We start from the raw sequence: 24,653 nt of genomic DNA on the forward strand, positions 1-24,653 counted from the left end.
AAAGGCAGTTCCCCATGAGCGACACGCTCCCCAAGATCGCCTGGATAGGTCTCGGCATCATGGGCTCCCCCATGTCCGAGAACCTGATCAAGGCGGGTTACGACGTCACCGGCTTCACGCTGGAGCAGGACAAGCTGGACCGGCTGACCGCGGCCGGCGGCACCGCCGCCGGCTCGATCGCCGAGGCCGTCCGCGACGCCGACGTGATCATCACGATGGTTCCCGCGTCGCCGCAGGTCGAGGCCATCTCCTACGGCGCCGACGGCATCCTGGACAACGCCCGGTCCGGCGCGCTGCTGATCGACATGTCGTCCATCACCCCGCAGACCTCCGTGGACCTCGCGAAGGCCGCCGCCGGCAAGGGCATCCGCGTGCTGGACGCCCCCGTGTCGGGCGGCGAGGCCGGCGCGGTCGAGGCCGTGCTGTCCATCATGGTCGGCGGCGAGCAGGCCGACTTCGACGCCACGAGGCCGATCTTCGAGGCGCTGGGCAGGACGATCGTGCTGTGCGGTCCGCACGGCTCGGGCCAGACCGTGAAGGCGGCCAACCAGCTCATCGTCGCCGTGAACATCCAGGCGTGCGCCGAGGCCGTCGTCTTCCTGGAGAAGTCCGGGGTGGACCTGAAGGCCGCGCTGGACGTGCTGAACGGCGGTCTCGCGGGCTCGACCGTGCTGACGCGCAAGAAGGACAACTTCCTCCAGCGCGACTTCCGGCCCGGCTTCCGCATCGACCTGCACCACAAGGACATGGGCATCGTCACCGACGCCGCCCGCAACGTCGGTGCCGCCCTGCCCGTCGGCGCCCTGGTCGCCCAGCTCGTCGCCGGCCTGCGCGCGCAGGGCGACGGCGGCCTGGACCACTCGGCGCTGCTGCGGGCCGTGGAGCGGCTCTCCGGCGCCCAGGTCTGACCCGGGGCGTCACCGAAGCTTCCGGGCGGCGCCGCCGCCGACATCTGTCCTGTCGCGCCCAGGCGGGGGCGCCGCCCGGAAACCACTTCAACACGACTTCTTCCAGGCGGGCGAGCTGTACCGCCTGATGTCGCGGGACGAGAGGTCCCGCCTGGTCGCGAACATCGCCGCCGGCCTGTCCAAGGTCTCCCGCGACGACGTGATCGAGAAGAACCTGGCCCACTTCCACGCCGCCGACCCCGCGTACGGGCGGCGCGTGGAGGAGGCGGTCCACGCCCTGCGCGAGGACTGAGCCAAAGACGGCCCGCGGCGGCCGGACGGCCCGGATGAGGGGTGGCCGGCCGGACGTGCGCGGGCAGGCCGGAGACCGCGGCGGCGTGCGAGCCAGTGCGGTGGTGAAGGCCCGGGCCCTCCTCCTTCGACCTGAGGGGAGGAGCGCCCGGTGCCGTCGTCGCCGCCGCGGTCCCTGCCATCTCCCGTACGACCACGGACTCCGTCCGGCGGCGCGAACGTCCTGTCGCGCCCAGCCCCGCGCCGTCGGACGGCACCAACCCCTGAACCGACCCAGAAGAGCGCCGGATGCGGGACCTTCCGCTTCCGGCGCTCTTCGGCGTCCACCTGGTGCGCGTCCGGCCGGCGCGCAGGAGCCTGAAGGCATGGCACATCAGAGGGAACATCCACATGTGGTGGTGCACGCGCCGGCCCTCGACGGGTCCCGGCGGGTCACCGAGGGTGACGAGACGCTGGGGATCGCCACGCACGCGGACGACGTGGGCGAGATCCTGCGACTGGCCGACCTGTACGTCACCGACGTCGAGAGCAGTGAACTCATCGAGTGGCAGGGCGGCGGGCCGGACGACTGGCCGGGACTGTCGGAGCACCACGAGGGAGAGTGAGAGGCGCTACGAGGGAGCGAGAGGGGCGCTACGCGCGTACGCGCAGGGACGTAGGACGTCTACGCAAACCTCAAATTCAGCTCTGAACACGGTTCAAGGGGCTTCAACTGCCCCCACCCTTGGGCACATTCTCGTCACACGGGGCCCGCCGGCACGGGGGCGGCGGGCACCGGATACGGGGGAAACGGGGGACGGTTCGGGGGAGCCGGGCACGCGAGAGGGCGGTCCAGCCAGTCGGCTGGACCGCCCTTCGGCCGTCGGTCGCACGCCCCCCGGGGCTCAGACCTTCAGGGTCCTGACCGAGGTCGGGGCGTGGCCCGGCTCGGTCGCGATCTCCTCGAACTCCACGACGTTGCCGATGTCGTTGGTCGTCGACATGGAGATGTTGGTGACGCGCTCCAGAATGGCCTCGACGACGACCGGGACCCGGTACTCCTGCGCGAGCTTCTTCGCCTGCTCGAAGGCCGCGCCCAGCTCGGCCGGGTCGGTCACCCGGATCGCCTTGCAGCCCAGGCCCTCGGCGACCTTGACGTGGTCGACGCCGTAGACGCCCAGCTCGGGCGAGTTGACGTTCTCGAACTCCAGCTTCACCTGGAAGTCGATGTCGAACGCCCGCTGCGCCTGGCGGATCAGGCCCAGGTAGGAGTTGTTGACCAGGACATGGACGTACGGGATCTTGTGCTGCGCGCCGACGGCCAGCTCCTCGATCATGAACTGGAAGTCGTAGTCGCCGGAGAGCGCGACGACCTGCGCCTCGGGGTCGGCCTTGGCGACGCCCAGCGCGGCCGGGATCGTCCAGCCGAGGGGGCCCGCCTGGCCGCAGTTGATCCAGTGGCGGGGCCGGTAGACGTGCAGCATCTGGGCGCCCGCGATCTGCGAGAGGCCGATCGTGGAGACGTACCGGGTCTCCGGTCCGAAGGCCTTGTTCATCTCCTCGTAGACGCGCTGCGGCTTGATCGGGATGTCGTCGAAGTGCGTACGGCGCTGGAGCGTCGCCCTCTTCTCCTGGGCCGAGGCGGCCCACGCCGAGCGGTCGGGGAGCCTGCCTTCCGCTTTCAACTCCCTTGCCACCTCGACGAACAGCTCCAGCGCGGCCTTCGCGTCGGAGGCGATGCCGTAGTCCGGGGCGAAGATCCTGCCGATCTGGGTGGGCTCGACGTCGACGTGGACGAACTTCCGGCCGGCCGTGTAGACGTCCAGCTTTCCGGTGTGCCGGTTGGCCCAGCGGTTGCCGATGCCGAGGACGAAGTCGGACTCCAGGAAGGTCGCGTTGCCGTAGCGGTGGGAGGTCTGCAGGCCCACCATGCCGGCGTTCAGCTCGTGGTCGTCGGGCAGCACGCCCCAGCCCATCAGCGTCGGCACGACCGGAACACCCGTCAACTGGGCGAACTCCACCAGCAGTTCGCAGGCGTCCGCGTTGATGACACCGCCGCCGGCGACGATCAGCGGGCGCTCGGAGGCGTTCAGCAGCCCGATCGCCTTCTCGATCTGGGCGCGGGAGGCGACCGGCTGGTAGACCGGGAGCGGTTCGTACGTCTCCGGATCGAACTCGATCTCCGTCAGTTGGACGTCGATCGGCAGGTCGATCAGGACCGGGCCGGGGCGGCCGGAGCGCATCAGGTGGAAGGCCTGCTGGAAGACGCCGGGGACCTGCGCGGCCTCCAGGACGGTCACCGCCATCTTGGTGACCGGCTTGGCGATCGAGGCGATGTCGACGGCCTGGAAGTCCTCCTTGTGGATCACGGCGGTGGGGGCCTGACCCGTGATGCACAGGATCGGGACGGAGTCCCCGATGGCCGAGTACAGGCCGGTGATCATGTCGGTGCCTGCGGGGCCCGACGTGCCGATGCAGACGCCGATGTTGCCGGGGTGGGTCCTGGTGTACCCCTCGGCCATGTGCGAGGCGCCCTCGACGTGGCGGGCGAGGGTGTGGTGGATGCCGCCGGAGGCCCTGAGCGCCGCGTAGAAGGGGTTGATCGCCGCGCCGGGGACGCCGAACGCGTCGGTGACGCCCTCGCGCCTGAGGATCTCAACTGCCGCGCGGGCAGCGGTCATACGTGCCATCGAGTACTCCTGCCTCGGCTGCCGGAATGAGCACTCCCGTCGCGCCCCGCGGTGAGCACTTCCGTATTATGGAAAGTAACTTCTACTATCTGGAAGCAATGTAAGTGGGTGAGGGAAGGCCGTCAAGGGACGGACAAGCGGGGGTGTACGGGAGGACGATGTGCGGCATGACCGAGAGCCTCTCGGTGTGCTGCCCGGCGTGCCGGCGCGAGCACCTTTACACCGCCCCGTCGTTCCCGTGCGTGTGCGGGGCGACCGTCACCCCGGCGCTGGACCGGCACGGGACGGCGACGGCCGTGCCCCATGCGGTGCGCGCGGAGGACTGGATGAGCCTGCGGTGCGCGGTCTGCGGCCGCCGCGACGAGTGGCCGTACCCGGAACTGGGCTGCCCGTGCGGGACCGTGCTGCGTGTCCCGGTGACCGGCGGAACCACGGCACCCGACACCACGGGGACTGCCGGCGGGACGAGGACGGCCGGCCCGGGAACGCGGCGGCCCCGCTTCCCGCCCGTCGCGATCCGTACGGCGCGGGACGCGGTGACGGCGGCCGCGCTGTACCTGCGCTGGCTCGGCTACCGGGACCTCCGCCGCGCCGACCAGCGGCCGCCGTCGGGCGTCGGCCTCGCCGCCCGCGGACTGCTGGCCCAGGTCGACCCGACCGTGCGCCCGGCCTCACTGCGGGACGTGGAGTGCCTGTGGCTGACGGCCATGACGGAGTCGGCGGTCTGCGTCTACTTCTCCCTCGCCGGGTACGCGGGCGACGCCCGGGCCCGCGCCGACGACCTGGGCGTCCCCCTGTTCGTACTGGACCTCACCGGGACCGCGCAGCCGGTCAACAGCCTGGCGGACGAACTCGACGGGGGGACGCTCCGCTAGGGGGCGGTGGAACGACTACGGCCGGTGGGCAACCGCGGGCCGGTCGGGGCTGGTCGCGCAGTTCCCCGCGCCCCTGACAGGGCGCCTCAGTCCCCGGCCCCGACGCTCCGCCAGCGGGCGGTGAAACAGCTACGGCCGGTGGGGACCTGCGGGCCGGTGGGGGCTGGTCGCGCAGTTCCCCGCGCCCCTGACAGGGCGCCTCAGTCCCCGGCCCCGACGCTCCGCCAGGGGGCGGTGGAACGACTACGGCCGGTGGGCAACCGCGAGGCGGTGGGGGCTGGTCGCGCAGTTCCCCGCGCCCCTGACAGGGCGCCTCAGTCCCCGGCCCCGACGCTCCGCCAGGGGGCGGTGGAACGACTACGGCCGGTGGGCAACCGCGAGGCGGTGGGGGCTGGTCGCGCAGTTCCCCGCGCCCCTGACAGGGCGCCTCAGTCCCCGGCCCCGACGCTCCGCCAGGGGGCGGTGAAGCGACTACGCCGGTGGGCAACCGCGGGCCGGTGGGGGCTGGTCGCGCAGTTCCCCGCGCCCCTGACAGGGCGCCTCAGTCGCCCGCGTATGTCTCCCTGAGCTCGATCTTGCGGACCTTTCCCGAGACCGTCATGGGGAAGGAATCGAGGATCCGGAGACTGCTGGGGATCTTGTAGTGCGCCAGCCTCCCCTCGCAGAAGGAGCGCAGTTCCTCCAGGGTGAGCGGGTCGGCCGCGTCCCGGGGGATGACGCAGGCCAGGACCTCCTCGCCGTACCTCTCGTGCGGGATGCCCACGACCTGGACGTCCTGGATCTTGGGGTGGCCGTAGAGGAACTCCTCGATCTCGCGCGGGTAGATGTTCTCCCCGCCCCGGATGATCATGTCCTTGATGCGGCCGACGATCTCGACGTAACCGTCCTCGCGCATCACCGCCAGGTCGCCGGTGTGCATCCAGCGGCCGGGGTCGACGGCCTCGGCGGTCTTCTCGGGCTCGTTCCAGTAGCCGAGCATCACGCTGTAGCCGCGGGTGCACAGCTCGCCCGCGGCGCCCCGCGGCCGGGTGATCCCGGTGGCCGGGTCGACGACCTTCACCTCCAGGTGCGGCAGGACGCGGCCGACGGTGCCCGTGCGGTGCTCCAGGTCGTCCTCGCGCCGGGTCTGGGTGGAGACGGGCGAGGTCTCCGTCATGCCGTAGCAGATCGAGACCTCGGCCATGTTCATCTCGGTGACCACCCGCTTCATCACCTCCACCGGGCAGGGCGAGCCCGCCATGATCCCGGTGCGCAGCGAGGAGAGGTCGTAGGAGGCGAAGTCGGGAAGGTTCAACTCGGCGATGAACATGGTCGGTACGCCGTACAGCGAGGTGCAGCGCTCGCGCTGGACGGCCTCCAGCGTGGCCTTCGGGTCGAAGGAGGGAGCCGGGATCACCATGCAGGCGCCGTGCGAGGTGGCGGCGAGATTGCCCATGACCATGCCGAAGCAGTGGTAGAAGGGCACGGGGATGCACACCCGGTCCTGCTCGCTGTAGGAGATCATCTCCCCCACGAAGTAACCGTTGTTGAGGATGTTGTGGTGGGAGAGGGTGGCCCCCTTGGGGAAGCCCGTCGTGCCCGACGTGTACTGGATGTTGATCGGCTCGTCGCAGGACAGCTCCGGATACGGCACAGGCACCGGGGTCGCGCGGGCGAGCAGCGCCTCCCAGCCCGGGTCGCCGATGAACACGGTCTCCCGCAACTCCGGGCAGCGGCCCCGCACTTCGCCGACCATCGCCAGGTAGTCGCTGCTCTTGTGACTGAGGGAGGCGAAGAGCAGGGAGATGCCGGCCTGCTTGAGGACGTACTCCACCTCGTGGGTGCGGTAGGCCGGGTTGATGTTCACCATGATCGCGCCGATGCGGGCGGTGGCGTACTGGACCAGCACCCACTCCGGGCAGTTGACCGCCCAGATCCCGACCCGGTCGCCCTTGGCGACTCCGCTCGCGAGGAGCCCCTGCGCCAGCCGGTCGACGTCCGCGGCGAACTGCGCGTAGGTCCAGCGCCGCCCCGAGGGCACGTCGACGAGGGCCTCGCGGTCCGGCCAGGTGGCGACGGCCCGGTCCAGGTTGGCGCCGATGGTGTCGCCGAGCAGCGTGGTGGTGCTGGTGCCGTGGCTGTACGACGGTTCGGTCACCGGAAGTCCTCCTCGCGGTACTCGGCCGTCGAGCCGGCGGCGGTGGCCTCGCGCAGCTCGATGCGGCGGATCTTGCCGGAGACGGTCTTGGGCAGGGGCGCGAACTCCAGGCGGCGGATGCGCTTGTACGGCGCCAGGACCTCGCGGGAGTGCTCGAACAGCACCTTCGCGGTGTCGGGCCCCGGCTGCCAGCCCTCGGCGAGCACGACGTACGCCTTGGGCACGGCGAGGCGCACCTCGTCCGGGGCGGGCACGACGGCCGCCTCGGCCACCGCCTCGTGCTCCAGCAGGGCGCTCTCCAGCTCGAAGGGGCTGATCTTGTAGTCGGAGGCCTTGAAGACGTCGTCGGCGCGGCCGACGTAGGTGATGTAGCCGTCGCCGTCGCGGGAACCGATGTCGCCGGTGCGGTAGTAGCCGCCCGCCATCGCCTCCGCCGTGCGGTCGGGGTCGCCGTGGTAGCCGGTCATCAGGCCGACGGGCCGGGCCGACAGGTCGAGGCAGATCTCGCCCTCGGTGGCGCCGGGGGCGCCGGTCACCGGGTCCAGCAGCTCGACCTTGTAGCCGGGGCTCGGCCGGCCCATGGAGCCGGTCTTGAGCTTCTGCCCCGGGCTGTTGGAGACCTGCACGGCCGTCTCCGTCTGCCCGAAGCCGTCCCGGATGGTGACGCCCCAGGAGCGGCGGACCTGCTCGATGACCTCGGGGTTGAGCGGCTCCCCGGCGGCCACGGCCTCGCGCGGCTTGTTCCGCAACTGGGTGAGGTCGGCCTGGATGAGCATGCGCCAGACGGTCGGCGGGGCGCAGAAGGTGGTCACACCGGCGCGGTCCATCTCGGCCATCAGCCGGGCCGCGTCGAAGCGCGTGTAGTTGTGGATGAAGACGGTCGCCTCGGCGTTCCAGGGCGCGAAGAGGTTGGACCAGGCGTGCTTGGCCCAGCCGGGCGAGGAGATGTTCAGGTGCACGTCGCCGGGCTTGAGGCCGATCCAGTACATGGTCGCCAGGTGGCCGATCGGGTACGAGGTGTGGGTGTGCTCGACCAGCTTGGGGCGGGCGGTGGTGCCGGAGGTGAAGTACAGCATCAGCGGGTCGTCGGCGAGGGTGGGCCCGTCCGGGAGGAACTCGGCGGGGGCCGCGTACGCGTCCTCGTAGGGCTCCCAGCCCTCCTCGGGCAGGCCGCCGACGGAGATGCGGGTGTAGGCGCCGGCCACGTCGTCGAACTTGGCGGTGTCCTCGGCCCGGACGATCACGTGCTTCACGCGGCCCCGGTCGACGCGGTCGCGCAGGTCGGCGGGGCCGAGCAGCGGGGTGGCCGGGATGACGACGGCCCGCAGCTTCATCGCCGCCAGGGCCGTCTCCCACAGCTCGGTCTGGTTGCCGAGCATGACCAGGATCCGGTCCTCGGGCTGGACGCCCCGGTCGCGCAGCCAGTTCGCGACGCGGTCCGAACGGGCGGACATCTCCGCGAAGGAGAGGCGCACCTCGGTGCGGTCCTCCTCGACGATGTGCAGCGCGGTCCGGTCGTTGCCCTCGGCGATGACGTCGAACCAGTCGAGCGCCCAGTTGAAGCGCTCGGGCCGGGGCCAGCCGAAGCCCTGGTACGCCCTCGCGTAGTCCTCGCGGTGTTCCAGCAGGAAGTCCCGCGCGCTGCGAAAGGCCTCCGTCGCGGTCGTCATCTCGCTCCTCCTCGATACCGGACCATTGCCGGGCGGCTCTCTGCCATCGTGTAATCCGTGATGCAGGTCTCACCACCCCCGAACGGGGGTGCGTCGTGGGACCGGGGCCCCCGGGACAGGGACCCCAGGCTGCAGGAAAGGGCGAGCAGGTGACAGCAGACACGGCCGGGGCGGTCGAGATACGCAACGCGCTGGTACGACTGCGGCGCGCGACCGGGCTGCCGGTCGCCTTCGGCGGCCTGGTGGAACCGGGCCGCCCGCGGGTGCGCATCAGCGAACTGAGCGGCAACAGCACACCCGCGCTCAGCGGGCTCCCGGTGACCTCGGGCAACGGCCTCGGCGGCCGGGCCGTCGCGCTCGCTCGGCCGTGCGCGGTGACCGACTACTCCTCGGCCAAGCAGATCAGCCACGAGTACGACATCCCGGTCGCCACCGAGGGCCTGCGCTCGATCCTGGCGGTACCGGTGGTGGTGCGACGGAGGGTGCGCGGGGTGCTGTACGGCGCCCTGCGCACGGCCGAGCCGCTCGGCGACCGCACGCTGGGCGCGGCGATGGAGGCGGCGCGGGACGTGGAGCAGGCGCTGGTCGTCCGGGACGAGGTCCGGGGGCTGCTCGCGGCGGCCGCCGAGGCCGAACCGGTGCGGGATCGGGCGCCGGGCGCCGTCTGGGAGCAGGTGCGAGACGCGCACGCGGCCCTGCGGGCGCTGGCGCCGCGGATCGCGGACCCGGCGCTGCGGGCCGAACTCCTCCAGGCGTGCCGGCTGCTGACACCGGAGCCCGTGCGGGCCGAGGTGCGCCTGGCACCGCGCGAGCTGGACGTGCTGACCTGTCTGGCGGCCGGCGCGACGAACGCCGGCGCCTCGGAGCGACTGGGGCTCAGGCCGGAGACAGTCAAGAGCTATCTGCGCTCGGCCATGCGCAAGCTGGGCGCGCACACGCGGGGTGAGGCGGTCGCCTCGGCGCGCCGGGCGGGGCTGCTGCCGTAGGGTCCGTCCCACGGACCGGGGGCGGCCCCCGCGCAGCTGCCTATTCATTCGACGGCGCTTTGAATTTGGCTGCGCTGCGCCATTGTTATATCCCTCACCACCTCGTCCGTCCGAATTCCAAACAGTCGTTGCCTAGAATTTGGCTCGGACACGACACACGGAGGGGAGCGGTGACCGTGCGACGGGACTTCAAGGAGCCTGCCAGAGGCCGCCCCGACCTGGTCATCGGCCGGGACGAGCTGGTCGCCGCGGCGCGTGAGCAGCTCGCGCGCGGCGGCAGTGTGCTGCTCCACGGCCCCGCCGGAATAGGAAAGTCCACCGTCCTGCGGGCATTGGCATCCGAATATGGGACAGCGGCCGGCACCGTGTTGCGCTGCTCGGCGACCGAGTCCGAATCCCATCTCCCGTTCCTGGCCCTCGCCGACCTCCTCGGCCTGGCCCTCGACGACGTGTCCGACAAGCTGCCCGCGGCCCAGCGCACGGCCCTGGAGTCGGCGCTGGGCGGCGGCGAGTCCACCCTCCAGCGCGACGGCCTCGCCCTGCGCCTGGCGGTGCTCTCCGCCCTGCGCGCCCTCGCCGCCGACGGCCCCGTGCTGGTCGTCGCCGACGACCTGCAGTGGCTGGACTCCGCGAGCGCCGAACTCCTCGGTTTCGCCGCCCGCCGCCTCGGCGGCACCCGGGTCCAGCTGCTGAGCGCGGTGCGCACGGAGGGCCAGGAGTACGACCGCCACCTGCGCTCGTCGCCGCCGGACACCCTCGCCGTCCGGCTCGGCGCGCTCTCCCGCGCCCAGGTCTCCGCCCTGCTCGACCACCGCGGCTACACCGGCCTGCCCCGCTCCACGGTCCGTGACATCCACCGCACCAGCGGCGGCAACCCGCTCTTCGCCCTCGAACTGGGCCGTGCCCTGGCCGAGAACCCGACCGCGCCCCGGCCCGGCGAGCCCCTGCCGGTGCCGACCTCGCTGCGCACCCTCGTCCTCAACCGCCTGGAGGCCCTGTCCGACGAGGCCCGCCGCACCCTTCTCGTCGCCAGCGCCGGCGCCCGCCCGACCCTGGCCCTGCTGCACGCGGCCGGCCGCGAGAACGCCGAGGCCGAGACGGCCCGGGCGGCCGAGCTGGGCCTGCTGGCGACGGACCCGGAGGGCCCCGCCGTACGCTTCGCGCACCCGCTGATCTCGGCCGCGCTGTACGCGGAGGCCCCCGCGCAGGAGCGGCGCGCGGTGCACGCGGCGCTGTCCACGGCGGCCTCCGACCCGATCGAGCGGGCCCGCCATCTGGCGCTCGCGACCACCGGCACCGACCCGGAGGCCGCGGCCCGGCTCGCCGAGGCCGCCGCCCTGGCCCGGGACCGCGGCGCCCCGTCGGCGGCCGCCTCGCTGGGACTGCTCGCCGCCCTGCACACCCCGGCCGACGACGAGCCGGGACCGGACCAGCGCCGGCTGCAGGCCGCCGAGGACGCGATCACCGCGGGCGAGGTGGACCTCGCCCGGGACATCGCCCGCGAGGTGCTGACCCGGGCCACCTCGCCCGCGGACCGGGTGCGGGCCTGGATGGTGGTGATCGAGGCGGCCGGGCAGGCGCTCGGCGAGGTCGACACCGTCTACCCGCAGGTGCTCGCCGACGCCGGTGACGACCCCCGGCTGCTGGCCCTGGTCCACTACCAGCTGGCCTGGCGGGGCCTGGTCGTCGAGGGCGACTTCGCCAAGGGCCGCGAGGAGGCCGCGCACGCGGCGGAGCTGGCGGCCCGGGCCGGCGACCGGCGCACCGAGCTCCTCGCGCTGTCCTTCCAGGCGCAGACCGAGACCCTGATGGGCCACCCGGCCGCCCCCATGACGATCAAGCGGGCCCTGAAGGAGCCGCAGGACCCGCAGGTGACCTGCCATCACAACGGCGCCGGCATGGCCCGCTACCGCTGGCTGATCATGAGCGACGAGCTGCCGGACGCCCGCGCCACCGTCAGCTCGCTGCTCCGCGAGGTGCGCCGGCGCGGCATGGTCGAGAGCGAGGTGCACTTCGTGCGCCTGCTCGCCGACACCGAACTGCGCTCCGGGCACTGCGGGCGGGCTCTGGACCTGGCCCGCGAGAGCATGCGGCTGGCCCGCGACTCCGGGATCGGCGAGATGCCCTCCGCCGTGCTCGCCTCCCTCGCGGAGGCCGCCGGCGGGGACGTGCAGCGGGCGCTGGAGCTGGGCCGGGAGGCGGTGGAACTCGCCGAGCAGGCCGGGGACCAGATGTACATCTCGCGGGGCCTGACCGCGCTCGGCCAGGCCCAGTTGGTCGCGGGGGACGCGGAGGGGGCGGTGGCCTCCCTGCGTCGGGTGCGGGAGCTGGAGAACGGTTTCGGCATCACCGATCCGGCCCGTGGCCGCTGGCACGGGGACCTCGCCGAGGCCCTCGTCCGCATCGGGGAGTTCGACGAGGCGCAGCGGGTCGTCGACGAGACCCGCGCCCACGCGCTGCGGCTGGGCCGGGAGAGCATGCTCGCCGTGCTGGACCGGGCCGAGGCGCTGGTGCGCGCCGCGCGCGGCGAACAGGAGGCCGCCGTCGCGCAGCTGACATCGGCTCAGGACCGGCTGGCCAAGCTGGGCTACGGGCTGGAGGAGGCCCGTGCCGCGTTCGCGCTCGCCGGGCTGCACCCGGGCCGGCCCGGCCCGACGTCGTACGACGAGGCGGCCCGGCTCTTCCGCCGCTGCCGGGCGCTGCCGTGGCTGCGCCAGGCCGAGGCGGCCGCGGTGGCGGGCCGGGGGGAACCGAATCCCCCCGCTCCCGCGTCAGAGGGCCTGGAGGGCCTCGCCTCGATGGAGCGTCAGGTCGCCGCGCTCGTCATGGAGGGCGCGACCAACCGCGAGATCGCCGCGCGTCTGTTCATCAGCGTCAAGACGGTCGAGGCGACCCTCACCCGGGTCTACCGCAAGCTCGGCATCCGCTCTCGGGTGGATATCGTCCGACTGGCGGCGGGGCGCCGTACTAAGTGAGGTTTGTCCGGGTTTACTGAGCGGCGACCGAGGGTTTTCCCTGCCCAACTCCCCCTAGGGGGTTCCCTCATTGGGACGAGGGTGTGCCGGGTTCTAGTTTTTGGGACGTGCCGCTCGCCCGGGCATACGGGGGTCGGTCCCGCGACCCCCGTGCAGCACCCCCACACCACCCGCGCGACCCCCACCGGCAACCCCCACTGAGGAGACTCATGTTCGGGATCGACCGCGCAAGAAAGACCGCCGCCGTGGTCGCGGCGGCCGCTGCGGCCGCAGCGACGGCACTGATCGGCGCCCCCACCGCCGTCGCCGCCCCCCAGCCCATCGTCGGCGGTACCACGACCACGACGACCGCTTACCCGTTCATGATGCAGATCACCGACGCCTCGCAGAACCAGTTCTGCGGCGGGACCCTGGTGTCCGCGACCAAGGTGGTCACGGCGGCGCACTGCATGGTCGGCGAGACCACCAGCAGCGTCAGGGTCGTCGGCGGCCGCACGTACCTGAACGGCACCAACGGCACCGTCAGCCGGGTCAGCAAGATCTGGATCAACCCGTCCTACACGGACGCCACCAACGGCGACGACGTCGCCGTCCTCACGCTCTCGACGTCGATGCCGTACACCAAGGCCTCGTACGTCTCCTCCTCCGACACCTCGGTGTACGCGGCCGGCACCACCGCCCGGATCCTCGGCTGGGGCACCACGTCGGAGAACGGCAGCTCGTCCAACCAGCTGCGGACCGCGACCGTCCCGATCGTGTCCGACTCCAGCTGCAAGAGCTCCTACGGTTCGGACTTCGTCCAGTCCGACATGGTTTGCGCCGGATACACCTCCGGCGGCACAGACACCTGCCAGGGCGACAGCGGCGGTCCCCTGCTCATCGGGGGCGTCCTGGCAGGGATCACTTCTTGGGGCAACGGCTGCGCCGAGGCGGGTTACCCGGGTGTCTACACCCGGCTGACCACCTTCTCCAGCCTGGTTACGGCGCAGGTCAACTCCTAGCCCCAGAAGAACTCCTGAGCACCCCTCAGGTGAGTGACCAGGGGGCGTTGCGAGCTACCACGAGCAGCTCGCAGCGCCCCCTATCCATGTGCCCGCTACTTGTCCGCGGTGAGCCTGCCCGCGGCACCCCAGCTGTCCGCCGGGACCTCGTGGATCCACACCTGCACGGTCTCCGGCGGGATCTTGTACGCGTCGACGAAGGCGTCGGTGACGCGCCGGACGAGCTCCCGCTTGAGCTCGGCGTCGCGCGGGCCCTGCTGGACGGTGACGATCGGCATGGCTGAACTCCCTTGTTCTCGGTCTTCCTTCGGGTGAGTCCAGTCCATCGCGCCGGGCGTCCGCGACCAAGGGCCAGACCGCGACCGCAGCGATCAGCTCTCGTGATCGCCGCAGGCCAGGAGCAGGGTGTCCAGGTGCGGGACGGGCGAGGAGACGGGCACGGCCAGGCCCGTCGACATCGCCAGACCCGGGGCGCGGAACGGGACGAAGGCCACCCGCGGGCTGTGCAGCACGCGCGCGTGCGAGCCGTAGACGACCGTCCACCCGGGGCGGCTGCCGATGGTGGCGAGGGTGTCCTGCAGGGAGCCGTTCGCCGGGCCGGGCAGCGGCTGGAAGCCGGCCTCGTGGCAGGCGCCGACGACCAGGTCCACCAGGGCGGGGTTGTTCCGCCGCTCGGTCAGGCTCAGGGGCAGCTCGGCCAGTTCCCCGAGGTCGATCTCCGCCCGGCCGGCCAGCGGATGGGAGGCGGGGAGGGCCGCGACCAGGGGGTCGGGCCACAGCGGCAGCACCCGGACGCCGGGGACGGGCTCGACGGACCGCACGAACGCGGCGTGCAGCCCTCCGCCGGCGACCCGGGCCAGGCGCTCGGCAGCCGGGAGCGAGAAGAGCTCCACCGGAACCTCCGGCGCGCGGCGGGCGAACGCGGCGAGCACCCGGTCCAGGTGCGCCCCCATGCCCGTACTGGTGCCGATCCTGAGCCCGGGAGGCGGGGCGACGGCCGCGCGGGCCCGGTCCGCCGCGGCCAGCACCTCCCGCGCCCTGGGCAGCAGCCGCTCCCCCGCGGAAGTCAGCCGCACCCGGCGCGGAGTGCGGTCGAACAGTTCGGCGCCCAGCTCCCGCTCCAGACGCTGTATCTGCATGCTCACCGCGGACTGCACGATGTGCAGCCGCTCGGCCGCCCGCCCGAAGTGCAGCTCCTCGGCGACGGTGACGAAGTAGGTGAGCTGCCGCAGTTCCATGGCCCGACTCTAGAGGGGACGCCCGGGGCCTTGTTCCCGTGAGCGGACAGAGGGCTACTGGATCACCGCGCCGAAACGGATGTCGTACGGCGTCCCCGGGTGCATGGTCGTCAGCATCCGGCCGCCCTCGTCGACCAGGTCCGTCCGCTGGGCCCCGGTGAGCCGGCCGAAGGGCTCGATCACGAGGGCGTCCCGCTCCAGCCTCCACACGCCGGCGAGGAAGCCGTCGACGAGGAAGGCGCGGTGCGCCATGTTGCCGACCCAGCTGCGGCCCCGGTACTCGGGCGGTACGACGCGGGTGCGGTCGGCGTGGGAGAGGAGCAGGTTGTCGAACTCGGGCAGGAACCGGGGCGGGGCCGGGGTGTCGGGGTCGGGACGGGGGGCGTCGGGGAGGTCGAAGAGTTCGGTGCCGTCGGCGTCGCGGAAGGTGAGCAGCTCGGGGCGGAGCCGTTCGAAGGCCTCCCGCAGGCGGGTCAGGCCGGCCCAGGTCTGCATGTCCTTGACGGAGGCGGGGCCGAAGGCGGCGAGGTAGCGCAGGACCACGGCGTCCGGCGTGGGCGCCTCCCGGGCGGGGCGGCCCAGCCAGTGCTCGGCGGTGGTGAGGGCGACCTGGCCGCTTCTGCCCCACAGGCCCCTCGGGGTGACCTGGACGAGGGGCAGTGAGCAGCGGGCGGCGACGCCGAGGGCCTGCGGGTCGGCCTCGAGCCACTCGGCGGCCAGGGCCTCGCGCAGCTCCTTCATGGTGCGGGGTTCGGCCTCGACCAGGTCACGGGCGAGGGCGGCGAGGCGTCCGAGGTCCACGCCCACGAGACCTTTGCGGAAGTGGGTCAGTTCACGGTCGCGGGCGGGCTGCACCAGGGGGCGCAGCGTGAGGCAGTCGTCGGCGGTGTGGGTGTGGATGGTCGAGCGCATCGTGACGATACGGACGATCTCGCGGGCGGCCATCGGCTCCGAGAGGTGCTCGGGGGCGAAACCGTCGAGGCGGGCGGCGAGCGCGTAGTACGGCGGCTTCACGTTCTGCGCCTGGAGCCCCAGGAGATGCCCGAGGGCGGCCTCCACGGACAGCGGGGCCCGGCGCAGGAGCAGCTGCCGGTCGAGGGTCGCGCGGTTCAGGGCACGGGGGCCGAGCACGGGCGCGTCGGCGGCGCTTCCCCTCGGGGCGCGCCGGGTGCGGTCGGGGGTCGTCCTGGTCATGCCGGGCACGCTAGTCCGGCTCGCGGACAGGTTCTGTCCGCGACTCCCACCGAATCCGGCGGGCGCCCGGCACCCCGGCGTCGTTTGCCCCGTATATCCTGCCCGGGATCACGCAGCCGCAGGTTCGACCCGGGAGGCAGCCGCATGTCCGAGCGACGCGCCCGTCCGGCCCCCAGGAACTCCGTGAAGTCCGTCTTGCGCCGCGCCCTGACGACTCCGCAGCCCCCGCCGGCCGATACCGCTCCCCCATCGCCCGCGTCCGCCACAGCGGAGCCGCCGGAGGTCGCCAGCGTCGTACAGGCGGCCCTGTACCGCGACGGTGTGCGCGTCTCCTCCCCCGCCACGCTCGCGGAAACGTTCCGGGAACTGCGCGAGGCGCCGTCCGGGATGGCCTGGATCGGCCTGGCCCGCCCCACCGAGAGCGAACTCCTCTCCCTGGCCGCCGAGTTCGACCTCCATCCGCTGTCGGTCGAGGACGCGATGGAGGCCCACCAGCGGCCGAAACTGGAACGCTACGGCGACACGCTGTTCGTCGTGCTGCGGGCGGCCCGCTATCTGGACGCCCCCGAAGAGGTCGACTTCGGCGAGCTGCACGTCTTCGTCGGCCCCGACTTCGTGATCACGGTGCGGCACGGCGCGGCCCCCGACCTGTCCGCCGTGCGCCGCCGCATGGAGGAGTCGCCGGAGCTGCTCGGACTCGGCCCGGAGGCGGTGCTGTACGCCATACTCGACGCGGTGGTCGACGGGTACGCCCCGGTCGTCGAGGGCGTGCAGAACGACATCGACGAGATCGAGACCGAGGTCTTCCGCGGCGACCCCGAGGTCTCCCGCCGTATCTACGAACTCTCCCGCGAGATGGTCGAGTTCCAGCGCGCCACCCGCCCCCTGGTCGGCATGCTGCACGGCCTGATGGCGGGCTTCGCCAAGTACGAGACCGACGAGGAACTCCAGCGCTATCTGCGGGACGTCGCCGACCACGTCACCCACACGAGCGAGCGTGTGGACGGCTTCCGGCAGGCCCTCACCGAGATCCTCACGGTCAACGCGACGCTGGTGACCCAGCAGCAGAACGCGGAGATGCGGGCGCTCGCGGAGGCGGGGTTCGAGCAGAACGAGGAGATCAAGCGGATCTCCTCGTGGGCGGCGATCCTGTTCGCGCCCACCCTCGTCGGCACCATCTACGGCATGAACTTCCGCCGGATGCCCGAACTGAGCTGGAGCTTCGGATATCCCTTCGCCATCGCTCTGATGGGGGTCATCTGCGGCGGTCTGTACGTGATCTTCAAGCGCCGGGACTGGCTCTAGACCCCGCGTGTCCCGCGCGGCTCCTGGCACGCGGGTGGCACGACGGTCCCGGCGCCGGGCCCGGTGAGCGCGGCGTCGGGACCGTGGGCTTCGCGGGTCTGCTAGTCCTCGGTCTCCACCGGACGTGTCCGGCCCGGCTCGGGCAGTTCGCCCATCTTGGCACGCAGGTGCAGGACGTCTCCGATGAGCAGGTCGTACACCAGCACACCGATGACGCCGCCGATCAACGGCCCGACGATCGGGATCCAGAAGTAGTTGCTGAAGGCACCCGATAGGGTGCCGGGCAACGCCAGCTCCTTCCACCCCGCGAACCAGGTGAACAGGCGCGGGCCGAAGTCGCGGGCCGGGTTGATGGCGTACCCGGCGTTCGCGCCGAAGGACATGCCGATGGCGGCGACCGCGAAGCCGATCAGCAGCGGGCCGAGGTTCGCCTGCACCGCCGTGTTGCGCAGGTCGATCAGGGCGACGACCAGCATCACCAGGAAGGCGGTACCGACGATCTGGTCGATGAGAGGCCCCCAGATCCCGCCGTGGAAGTACGGCGCCGGGAACGTGCCGAAGATCGAGAACGAGGCCAGTGTGTGGCCGTTGGTCTTCGGGCCCTTCATGGCGCTGTCGAAGGCGCTGATCGCGTTGTGGTAGACGCCGTAGACCAGCGCTGCTCCGGTGAACGCCCCGACGAGCTGGGACCCCCAGTAGGGCAGGACCTTGGCCCAGGCGAACTTCCGGCGCACCGCGAAGGCCAGGGTCACGGCCGGGTTGAGGTGAGCACCGCTGACGCCGCCGGCGACGTAGATGCCGAAGACGACCGCCATGGCCCAACCCCAGGTGATGAGGAGCCAGTCCCCCGCCGCGACGAAGATCGTCGTGGGTCCCGAGGTTCGGCCGGATCCGGGCAGTGCCGCGACCGCCATGGCGACGACGCCGCATCCGAAGGAGATGAGGACGAATGTCCCCAGGAACTCTGCCAGGCATTCGCCCAACAGGCCCCCACGACTTCTGAGCCTGGAGGGTTTCACCAGGGGAGGGATTTCCACAGCCATATCGGCCCCCTAGGAGAGTGGTTCCGGTCAGCATCACCATCGTCCGCCGGAGCCTCGCCCACCGCCAGGCAGAGTGCACCGATTCGTACACAAAGCCGTATCCGGGGCCAATGGATACCGGTGCTGTCCAAGGCATGGCCAGCGGGCGCGGGGCCGTCGTCCGCCCGGGTTTCCCGGGGGTCCAGGGGCCAGGTCGGGGTCGGTGCCGCCCTCCGGCGGGCGGTGACCGAAGAGGGGCCCGGTGCGCCAGGCACTGTCCGTCAGGCGACCGTCCGAGCGACTCCTCGTTGGTTCGGTCATGGGAGACGCGGTCACTGCGGAGACGAGGGCGCGGGTGGTTCGTGCAGGAAGCGGTGCCACTCGAGGAGGGCGCCGTCGCGGAGGCGTAGCTGGTGGAGTACGTACGCGCCGGATTTCTGCATGGCCCAGTCGGGAAGTAGGGTGTGGTTCTTCCAGCGGGCATCCTCGGCCAGTGGGTAGGGCGTGCGCAGCCCGTGGGCGATCGTGGCCTGGAACCTGGCGTCCCAGTGCGCCGGGCCGGTGGGCGCCCCGGGCCCCCGGGCGTCGATGATGCCGCGCGCGTGATCAACCACCGCCTCGTTCACCGCCCCCTGGAACCGACGGAAGTCATCGGCCGTGGCACTCCTGGACCGCCTGATCCGGATGTTCCAAGAGCGCTGCTCATCATGTCGGTAGCGGCGTACCCGGTGGTAACTCATCGTCTTCCCCCCATCCACGCCAGGGTTCTTCTCGCGCACCCACGCCTCAATGGCCATCACTTCGCGCAGCGGGATGCGTATGGTGCGCCCCCAGGGCAGTGGCCAGAGCCGGCGCGTGATGCTCAGGGTGTGTCCGTCGAAGGTCAGCCGGACGAACAGGGTCGACGCGGTCGGGGGGCGGCGGACGGGCGGCTCACTCACCCCGTTGGGATTCGTCATGACGGCAAGTGTGACCGGTGAGGGCCCGGCGGCGCCGTCGCGGCGAAGCCTCTGAAGGGAGTTGCCCCACCTTTCCCCCGCGCCCGTACCGAGCTCAGGCTCGGCGGCGTCGATGCGGCGCAGGACCCGGCCGCCGGTGCGTGCGTCGTAGGCGGCGTCGACTTCGCCACGGCACCTTCACCGTCACCGTCACCCAGCATCGATCCGCTGATGGCCGCCCATGATCCGCCGGACGGCCCCTAGGGCGTGGGGATGCCGGCCGGGCGGGACGGGCGGCCGAAGCGGGCCGGGACGCCCGGGGAGTACAGGACGCTGACCGGCTCGCCCGCCGGCGCGGGAAGGCCGGCGGCGGCCACCAGGTCCTCCTCGCACTCGAGCAGCTCGGCCCGGTGCAGGGTCCAGCGGGGATGGGCGTTGTGCAGGTACGTCGGACGGCCGAAGAACGCTCCGTGCATGCCCCAGCGCGCGGTCAGGAAGTGCTCCAGCTCCGTCGGCCGGGCGATCCGCTCGCCCACCCGCACGGTGATCCGGCTGTGCGCCCCGCGCGGGCCGGGCAGACGGCGGGAGCTGGTGTAGGTGACGGTGTCGCCGTCCGGGCCCGCGCTCCTCTCCACGGCCATGCGGGACCACAGGTACGGCATCCGGAAGGCGAGCCGCCCCACGGCCACGGGGATCAGCCGGGAGGCGTCGAGCGAGCGGAACACGACGCCGCGCCGCCCGTGCCCGTCCACCGAGTACAGCCGCACATTGGTCTCCGGGAAGGTGCCCAGGTAGGGGACGCCGGGCAGGTGCAGCCAGCCCACTCGGTGCATCCGGAACGCGACCAGGCCGACGTACGTGACCCCGTCCAGGGTGTCGGGGACCGCGCCCGGCGGCAGGAGTCCGGCGACGTCGGCCGGGTCGACGGCCCAGTGCAGGAAGGCCAGGTCGAGCCAGGACTGGGTGAGCAGGGGGCGCGGTATCTCGCCGGGCGCGTCCGCGGTGACGGGTTCCGGGGGGACGGGGCCCGGGGGCCGGGGCTCTCGGACGGGCGGCATCGCGCCAGTATGCCCCGGCGGCCCGGACACCCGTCAGGGGCGGGTACCGGACCCGGACACCCGTCAGGGGCGGGTACCGGACCCGGACACCCGTCAGGGGCGGGTACCGGACCCGGACGGCGTACGGGACGCGAGACCGAGCCATGGCGGCGTCCGGGACGCGGGGGGGCCGCGACGGCGTCCCCCGGACGCGAGACGAGGCCGCGGCGGAGCCCCCGAGAAGGACCTTGGTCCCGTCGGATGGGGACCAATGCGCCCGGGTTCCGCCGCCGCGCGGTGACAGGCTGAGGGAGCCACGTCCGTACGGCCGGGAAGGGGATGGACAGCATGGCTTCTCGTGCCGTACGGCGCTGGCTTCCGCAGCAGCACGGTGCCTGGGCGATGCTGGTGGTGCCGTTCCTCGCGGGGATGCTGATCGCCACGCCGACGCCCTGGGACGCCGTCCTGCTGCCGGCGTGGCTGCTCGGCTATCTCGCCGCGTACCACGTCCAGCAGTGGCTGCGACTCAGGCGCCTCTCGCGCAATCCGAGGGCGGCCGGACGTCACACGCGCCCCGCCCTGGCCTTCGCCGCCGCCCTGTTGCCGCTCGGTCTGGCGCTCGTGGTGCACGCGCCCTGGCTGCTGCTCGCCGCGGCCTGCGCGCTGCCGTTCCTGGCCGTCAACTGCTGGTACGCCCTGCGCAACCGGGAGCGGGCCCTGGTCAACGGACTGGCCGCCGTGGTGCCGGCCTGCGGAATGCTCCCGGTGGCCGTGCTGTTCGGCGGCGGCACGGCCGGACAGGCCTGGCGGCCGGCGCTGGTGTGCCTGCTCTACTTCGCCGGCACGGTGTTCCACGTCAAGACCATGATCCGCGAGCGCGACAGCCGCGGTCATCTGTGGGCCTCGCGGGCGTACCACGCGGGCGCGCTGGTCGTGGGCTGCTTCCTGTCCCCCTGGGTCGCCGCCTTCTTCGCCCTCTGTCTCCTGCGGACCCTGGTCGTACCGGCACTGGGCCGGGTGCCGGCGCCGGCGGTCGGCATGGTCGAGCTCGCCCTGTCGCTGCTGCTGGTGGGGGTGCTCGTGGCGGTGTACGGCTGAGCGGCCCGCGACCCGTCGTCACGCGTGCGCTGCGCCATGTGCGTGACGCACCCCTGAAGGGCGCTGTGAACAGCCGGAATTCCCTACGATCTGCACGTGGTCAACTTCCTGCTCGAACGCACGGCGCCCCTCTCGCCGCCCGAGGCCTGGCGCCGCCTCACCGACTGGCCGCGGCACGGCGAGGTGGTCCCGCTGACCCGGGTCTCGGTGCTCACGCCGGCACCTACGGGCGAGGGCACGGTGTTCGTGGCCCGCTCGGGGGTCGGCCCGCTCGCCTTCGACGACCGGATGGAGGTCACGGTGTGGCGGCCGCCCACGGACGACGAGCCCGGCATGTGCCGTCTGGAGAAGCGCGGTCGGGTGGTGCGGGGCTGGGCGGAGATCGAGGTACGGCCGGGGCCGGGCGGACGGGCCCGCGTGGTGTGGCGGGAGGAACTGGCGGTCCGGCTGCTGCCCGGCGTCTTCGACCCGCTGCTGGAACGGTCGGCCCGGCTGATGTTCGGACGCGCGGCGAACCGGCTGCTGCGCATGCGGTGACGGCCGCGGGCCGGTGTGTTGCCTCCGAACGGCGGCGCCGGGCAAGGGAGTTCAGGCCACCGAGTCGATCCGTCGCGGGGCTGCCGAGGTCGGGTCGTGGTGGATCGGGGTGTGGGCGCCGGTCAGGGAGACGCCGGAGCCGCCGCGCCGGTCGGCGACGATCTCGGAGGCGATCGACAGGGCCGTCTCCTCCGGTGTACGGGCGCCGAGGTCGAGGCCGATCGGCGACCGCAGCCGGGCCAGCTCCATCTCGGTGACGCCGACTTCGCGCAGCCGCTCGTTGCGGTCGAGGTGGGTGCGGCGGGAGCCCATCGCGCCGACGTACGCCACCGGCAGGCGCAGCGCGAGTTTCAGCAGGGGGACGTCGAACTTGGCGTCGTGGGTCAGTACACACAGGACGGTACGGCCGTCGACCGGCGTGCGCTCCAGGTACGTGTGGGGCCATTCGACGACGATCTCGTCGGCCTCCGGGAAGCGGGTTCGGGTGGCGAACACCGGGCGGGCGTCGCACACCGTCACGTGGTAGTTCAGGAACTTGCCGATGCGGACCAGCGCCGAGGCGAAGTCGATCGCGCCGAAGACGATCATCCGGGGCGGGGGGACGGAGGACTCGACGAGGACGGTGAGCGGTGCTCCGCAACGAGAGCCCTGCTCTCCGATCTCCAGGGTGCCGGTCCGGCCGGCGTCCAGGAAGGCCACCGTCTCGCCCACGACCGTGCGGTCCAGCTCCGGATGGGCGCCGAAACCGCCGTCGTACGAACCGTCGGGCCGGACCACCAGCGCGCGGCCCAGCAGCTCCGGCGGCCCGGACACGATCCGCGCCAGCGCGGCCGCCTCCCCTCGGGCGGCGGCGGCCAGCGCGGACGCGATCGCGGGGCGGGCGGGGTCGCCGGCCCGCACCGGGGTGACCAGGACGTCGATGATGCCGCCGCAGGTCAGGCCCACGGCGAAGGCGTCCTCGTCGCTGTAGCCGAAGCGCTCCAGGACGGTTTCGCCGTCCTGGAGGGCCTGTCGGCCCAGCTCGTAGACGGCGCCCTCCACACAGCCGCCGGAGACCGAGCCGATCGCCGTGCCGTCGCTGTCCACCGCGAGGGCGGCACCCGGCTGGCGCGGTGCGCTGCCGCCGACGGCCACCACGGTGGCCACGGCGAAGTCGCGGCCCTGCTCGACCCACCGGTTCAGTTCCTCGGCGATGTCCAGCATCTGTCGGTCTCCTTCAGGGGATCGGGTGGAGGGCGGTGACGAGAGCGGGTTTCCGGCGCTGTCTAGTGCACGCCCACCCAGCTCTCGATCGGGTTGAGCGCGAAGTACGCCAGGAAGATCACCGTCAGCCCCCACATGAAGGCGCCGATCTCGCGCGCCTTGCCCTGGGCGGCCTTGATGGCGGTGTGGGAGATGACGCCCGCGGCGACACCGGCGGTGATGCTGTATGTGAACGGCATCACAACGACCGTCAGGAAGACCGGGATCGCGGTCGCGCGGTCGGCCCAGTCCACGTGCCGGGCGTTCATCAGCATCATCGAGCCGATGACCACCAGGGCGGCGGACGCGACCTCCTGCGGGACGATCGCCGTCAGCGGCGTGAACAAGAGGCAGGCCGCGAAGAACAGTCCGGTGACGACCGAGGCGAGTCCGGTACGGGCGCCCTCGCCGACGCCGGTCGCCGACTCGATGAAGACGGTCTGGCCGGAGCCGCCGGCCACCCCGCCGATCGCGCCGCCCGCGCCGTCGATGAACAGTGCCTTCGACAGCCCCGGCATCCGGCCCTTGTCGTCGGCCAGCTTCGCCTCGGTGCCCACGCCGATGATGGTGGCCATCGCGTCGAAGAACCCGGCGAGCACCAGGGTGAAGACGATCATGCCGACGGTCATCGCGCCGACCTTGCCCCAGCCGCCGAACTCGACGTGCCCCATGAGCGAGAAGTCGGGCATCGACACGGCGCTGCCGTGCAGTTCGGGGGCGCCGTTGGCCCACTGCCTGGGGTCGATGACGCCGGCCGCGTTCAGGATCGCGGCGACGACCGTGCCGCTGACGATGCCGACGAGGATGGCGCCGGGGAAGTTGCGGGCCTGCAGCATGAAGATCAGCAGCAGGGTGCCGGCGAACAACAGCACCGGCCAGCCCGCGAGTTCGCCCGCCGGGCCGAGGGTGACCGGGGTGGCCTTGCCCTGGTGCACGAAGCCGGACTTGTAGAAGCCGATGAGGGCGATGAACAGGCCGATGCCCATCGTGATGCCGTGCTTGAGCGCGAGCGGGATCGCGTTCATGATCATCTCGCGCAGTCCGGTGACGACCAGCAGCATGATGACCACGCCGTACATCACGCACATGCCCATGGCCTGCGGCCAGGTCATCTGCGGGGCGACCTGCGAGGACAGCACGCCGGAGACGGAGAGGCCGGCGGCGAGGGCGAGCGGGACCTTGCCGACGAATCCCATCAGCAGGGTGGTGAAGGCCGCCGCGAACGCGGTCGCGGTGATCAGCGCCTTCTGGCCGAGCGTGTCCCCCGCCGCGTCCTTCCCGGACAGGATCAGGGGGTTGAGCAGGAGGATGTACGCCATCGCCATGAAGGTGGTGACGCCGCCGCGGACCTCGCGCGCGACCGTGGATCCTCGCCGGGATATGTGGAAGTACCGGTCGAGCCACGACCGTCCGGCGGGGACGCGGGTTCCTGCGCCCGCGTCGTCCGCGACGGTCTGCGGCTCCAGTGACTTCTGGGTCATGTGGGCCTACTCCCAAGGTTCAAAGGGGCACCCGCGAACTGCTGTGAGT

20 protein-coding genes and 1 pseudogene are annotated in these 24,653 nt (G+C 72.2%); 10 read left to right on the plus strand and 11 right to left on the minus strand.

All coding sequences use genetic code 11. From position 1 onward, the window contains the following. The first annotated feature begins 14 nt into the window (after window positions 1–14). The 3 genes and pseudogenes from ACQF4J_RS11915 to ACQF4J_RS11925 all read left to right on the plus strand — a co-directional run bounded on the left by ACQF4J_RS11915 (window position 15) and on the right by ACQF4J_RS11925 (window position 1,804). On the plus strand, window positions 15–908 hold the full coding sequence (locus ACQF4J_RS11915; RefSeq protein WP_351803261.1) for a 2-hydroxy-3-oxopropionate reductase: 894 nt from the start codon (window positions 15–17) through the stop codon (window positions 906–908). A gap of 94 nt (window positions 909–1,002) precedes the next feature. Then, window positions 1,003–1,200 (plus strand): annotated as a pseudogene (locus ACQF4J_RS11920) (catalase-related domain-containing protein); the annotation flags it as partial. 364 nt (window positions 1,201–1,564) lie between these two features. Continuing rightward, window positions 1,565–1,804, plus strand: coding sequence for a hypothetical protein (locus tag ACQF4J_RS11925; RefSeq protein ID WP_427165591.1), 240 nt, complete (start codon window positions 1,565–1,567; stop codon window positions 1,802–1,804). Between the two features lie 279 nt (window positions 1,805–2,083). On the opposite strand, the gene gcl is transcribed toward ACQF4J_RS11925, so the two are convergent. Beyond that, complete coding sequence (gcl, locus tag ACQF4J_RS11930) at window positions 2,084–3,868, minus strand: glyoxylate carboligase (protein ID WP_427165592.1); 1,785 nt, start codon at window positions 3,866–3,868, stop codon at window positions 2,084–2,086. Between the two features lie 167 nt (window positions 3,869–4,035). Between gcl and ACQF4J_RS11935 the strand changes: the two genes are divergently transcribed. Continuing rightward, the gene (locus ACQF4J_RS11935) at window positions 4,036–4,743 is read left to right on the plus strand and encodes a hypothetical protein (RefSeq protein WP_427165593.1); all 708 of its coding nucleotides are present in this window, start codon (window positions 4,036–4,038) and stop codon (window positions 4,741–4,743) included. Between the two features lie 541 nt (window positions 4,744–5,284). On the opposite strand, the gene ACQF4J_RS11940 is transcribed toward ACQF4J_RS11935, so the two are convergent. Then, complete coding sequence (locus ACQF4J_RS11940) at window positions 5,285–6,880, minus strand: AMP-binding protein (RefSeq protein ID WP_427165594.1); 1,596 nt, start codon at window positions 6,878–6,880, stop codon at window positions 5,285–5,287. Next, window positions 6,877–8,550, minus strand: a complete 1,674-nt coding sequence (locus ACQF4J_RS11945; RefSeq protein ID WP_427165595.1) for an AMP-binding protein — start codon at window positions 8,548–8,550, stop codon at window positions 6,877–6,879. The genes ACQF4J_RS11940 and ACQF4J_RS11945 overlap by 4 nt, the downstream gene beginning before the upstream one ends. Window positions 8,551–8,699: 149 nt before the next feature. Between ACQF4J_RS11945 and ACQF4J_RS11950 the strand changes: the two genes are divergently transcribed. The 3 genes from ACQF4J_RS11950 (at window position 8,700) to ACQF4J_RS11960 (ending at window position 13,512) form a co-directional block, all read left to right on the plus strand. Next, a complete protein-coding gene (locus tag ACQF4J_RS11950) occupies window positions 8,700–9,536 on the plus strand; it encodes a helix-turn-helix transcriptional regulator (protein ID WP_351581164.1) in 837 nt (278 codons plus the stop codon). A gap of 170 nt (window positions 9,537–9,706) precedes the next feature. Beyond that, window positions 9,707–12,511, plus strand: coding sequence for a helix-turn-helix transcriptional regulator (locus ACQF4J_RS11955; protein ID WP_427165596.1), 2,805 nt, complete (start codon window positions 9,707–9,709; stop codon window positions 12,509–12,511). A 209-nt stretch (window positions 12,512–12,720) separates the two neighbouring features. Next, complete coding sequence (locus ACQF4J_RS11960) at window positions 12,721–13,512, plus strand: S1 family peptidase (RefSeq protein ID WP_200705638.1); 792 nt, start codon at window positions 12,721–12,723, stop codon at window positions 13,510–13,512. A 95-nt stretch (window positions 13,513–13,607) separates the two neighbouring features. Here ACQF4J_RS11960 and dmpI read toward each other — a convergent pair whose 3' ends face one another. The 3 genes from dmpI to ACQF4J_RS11975 form a co-directional block, all read right to left on the minus strand. Then, window positions 13,608–13,790, minus strand: a complete 183-nt coding sequence (dmpI, locus tag ACQF4J_RS11965; protein WP_351581168.1) for a 4-oxalocrotonate tautomerase DmpI — start codon at window positions 13,788–13,790, stop codon at window positions 13,608–13,610. Between the two features lie 93 nt (window positions 13,791–13,883). Next, complete coding sequence (locus ACQF4J_RS11970) at window positions 13,884–14,750, minus strand: LysR family transcriptional regulator (RefSeq protein ID WP_351581170.1); 867 nt, start codon at window positions 14,748–14,750, stop codon at window positions 13,884–13,886. A 54-nt stretch (window positions 14,751–14,804) separates the two neighbouring features. After that, on the minus strand, window positions 14,805–15,944 hold the full coding sequence (locus tag ACQF4J_RS11975) for a winged helix DNA-binding domain-containing protein (protein WP_427165597.1): 1,140 nt from the start codon (window positions 15,942–15,944) through the stop codon (window positions 14,805–14,807). 144 nt (window positions 15,945–16,088) lie between these two features. On the opposite strand from ACQF4J_RS11975, the gene ACQF4J_RS11980 reads away from it, so the two are divergent. Then, on the plus strand, window positions 16,089–17,249 hold the full coding sequence (locus ACQF4J_RS11980) for a CorA family divalent cation transporter (protein ID WP_351581174.1): 1,161 nt from the start codon (window positions 16,089–16,091) through the stop codon (window positions 17,247–17,249). Window positions 17,250–17,350: 101 nt separating this feature from the next. Here the strand turns inward: ACQF4J_RS11980 and ACQF4J_RS11985 are convergent, their stop codons facing one another. The 3 genes from ACQF4J_RS11985 to ACQF4J_RS11995 all read right to left on the minus strand — a co-directional run bounded on the left by ACQF4J_RS11985 (window position 17,351) and on the right by ACQF4J_RS11995 (window position 20,267). Beyond that, the gene (locus tag ACQF4J_RS11985) at window positions 17,351–18,292 is read right to left on the minus strand and encodes an MIP/aquaporin family protein (protein ID WP_351581176.1); all 942 of its coding nucleotides are present in this window, start codon (window positions 18,290–18,292) and stop codon (window positions 17,351–17,353) included. A gap of 311 nt (window positions 18,293–18,603) precedes the next feature. Further along, window positions 18,604–19,230, minus strand: a complete 627-nt coding sequence (locus tag ACQF4J_RS11990) for a hypothetical protein (protein WP_351581178.1) — start codon at window positions 19,228–19,230, stop codon at window positions 18,604–18,606. Between the two features lie 239 nt (window positions 19,231–19,469). Then, complete coding sequence (locus tag ACQF4J_RS11995) at window positions 19,470–20,267, minus strand: YqjF family protein (protein WP_427165598.1); 798 nt, start codon at window positions 20,265–20,267, stop codon at window positions 19,470–19,472. Window positions 20,268–20,594: 327 nt separating this feature from the next. Here ACQF4J_RS11995 and ACQF4J_RS12000 point away from each other — a divergent pair, with 327 nt between their 5' ends. Both ACQF4J_RS12000 and ACQF4J_RS12005 read left to right on the plus strand, forming a co-directional pair. Next, a complete protein-coding gene (locus ACQF4J_RS12000; protein ID WP_351581180.1) occupies window positions 20,595–21,344 on the plus strand; it encodes a YwiC-like family protein in 750 nt (249 codons plus the stop codon). Window positions 21,345–21,440: 96 nt separating this feature from the next. After that, window positions 21,441–21,881: an SRPBCC family protein gene (locus tag ACQF4J_RS12005; protein ID WP_351806520.1), complete on the plus strand. Its 441-nt coding sequence runs from the start codon at window positions 21,441–21,443 to the stop codon at window positions 21,879–21,881. A 51-nt stretch (window positions 21,882–21,932) separates the two neighbouring features. On the opposite strand, the gene ACQF4J_RS12010 is transcribed toward ACQF4J_RS12005, so the two are convergent. Both ACQF4J_RS12010 and ACQF4J_RS12015 read right to left on the minus strand, forming a co-directional pair. Next, window positions 21,933–23,084 (minus strand): XdhC family protein, encoded by a 1,152-nt coding sequence (locus ACQF4J_RS12010; RefSeq protein ID WP_427165599.1) that lies wholly within the window; start codon window positions 23,082–23,084, stop codon window positions 21,933–21,935. 62 nt (window positions 23,085–23,146) lie between these two features. Continuing rightward, entirely contained in the window at window positions 23,147–24,604 is a 1,458-nt protein-coding gene (locus ACQF4J_RS12015; RefSeq protein WP_351806524.1) for an NCS2 family permease, read from the minus strand. Window positions 24,605–24,653 lie beyond the last annotated feature (49 nt).

It is taken from the genome of Streptomyces sp. C1-1, from assembly GCF_050214755.1.
GTDB lineage: Bacteria > Actinomycetota > Actinomycetes > Streptomycetales > Streptomycetaceae > Streptomyces.

Excerpts from the sequence above, each read along its gene's own strand:
- ACQF4J_RS11975 (WP_427165597.1), bottom strand. The coding sequence starts at position 15,944 with ATGACCAGGACGACCCCCGACCGCACCCGGCGCGCCCCGAGGGGAAGC.
- ACQF4J_RS11915 (WP_351803261.1), top strand. The coding sequence starts at position 15 with ATGAGCGACACGCTCCCCAAGATCGCCTGGATAGGTCTCGGCATCATG.
- ACQF4J_RS11970 (WP_351581170.1), bottom strand. The coding sequence starts at position 14,750 with ATGGAACTGCGGCAGCTCACCTACTTCGTCACCGTCGCCGAGGAGCTG.
- ACQF4J_RS11935 (WP_427165593.1), top strand. The coding sequence starts at position 4,036 with ATGACCGAGAGCCTCTCGGTGTGCTGCCCGGCGTGCCGGCGCGAGCAC.
- ACQF4J_RS11990 (WP_351581178.1), bottom strand. The coding sequence starts at position 19,230 with ATGACGAATCCCAACGGGGTGAGTGAGCCGCCCGTCCGCCGCCCCCCG.
- ACQF4J_RS11985 (WP_351581176.1), bottom strand. The coding sequence starts at position 18,292 with ATGGCTGTGGAAATCCCTCCCCTGGTGAAACCCTCCAGGCTCAGAAGT.
- gcl (WP_427165592.1), bottom strand. The coding sequence starts at position 3,868 with ATGGCACGTATGACCGCTGCCCGCGCGGCAGTTGAGATCCTCAGGCGC.
- ACQF4J_RS12010 (WP_427165599.1), bottom strand. The coding sequence starts at position 23,084 with ATGCTGGACATCGCCGAGGAACTGAACCGGTGGGTCGAGCAGGGCCGC.
- ACQF4J_RS11925 (WP_427165591.1), top strand. The coding sequence starts at position 1,565 with ATGGCACATCAGAGGGAACATCCACATGTGGTGGTGCACGCGCCGGCC.
- ACQF4J_RS12000 (WP_351581180.1), top strand. The coding sequence starts at position 20,595 with ATGGCTTCTCGTGCCGTACGGCGCTGGCTTCCGCAGCAGCACGGTGCC.
- ACQF4J_RS11980 (WP_351581174.1), top strand. The coding sequence starts at position 16,089 with ATGTCCGAGCGACGCGCCCGTCCGGCCCCCAGGAACTCCGTGAAGTCC.
- ACQF4J_RS11995 (WP_427165598.1), bottom strand. The coding sequence starts at position 20,267 with ATGCCGCCCGTCCGAGAGCCCCGGCCCCCGGGCCCCGTCCCCCCGGAA.
- ACQF4J_RS12015 (WP_351806524.1), bottom strand. The coding sequence starts at position 24,604 with ATGACCCAGAAGTCACTGGAGCCGCAGACCGTCGCGGACGACGCGGGC.
- ACQF4J_RS11960 (WP_200705638.1), top strand. The coding sequence starts at position 12,721 with ATGTTCGGGATCGACCGCGCAAGAAAGACCGCCGCCGTGGTCGCGGCG.
- ACQF4J_RS11945 (WP_427165595.1), bottom strand. The coding sequence starts at position 8,550 with ATGACGACCGCGACGGAGGCCTTTCGCAGCGCGCGGGACTTCCTGCTG.
- dmpI (WP_351581168.1), bottom strand. The coding sequence starts at position 13,790 with ATGCCGATCGTCACCGTCCAGCAGGGCCCGCGCGACGCCGAGCTCAAG.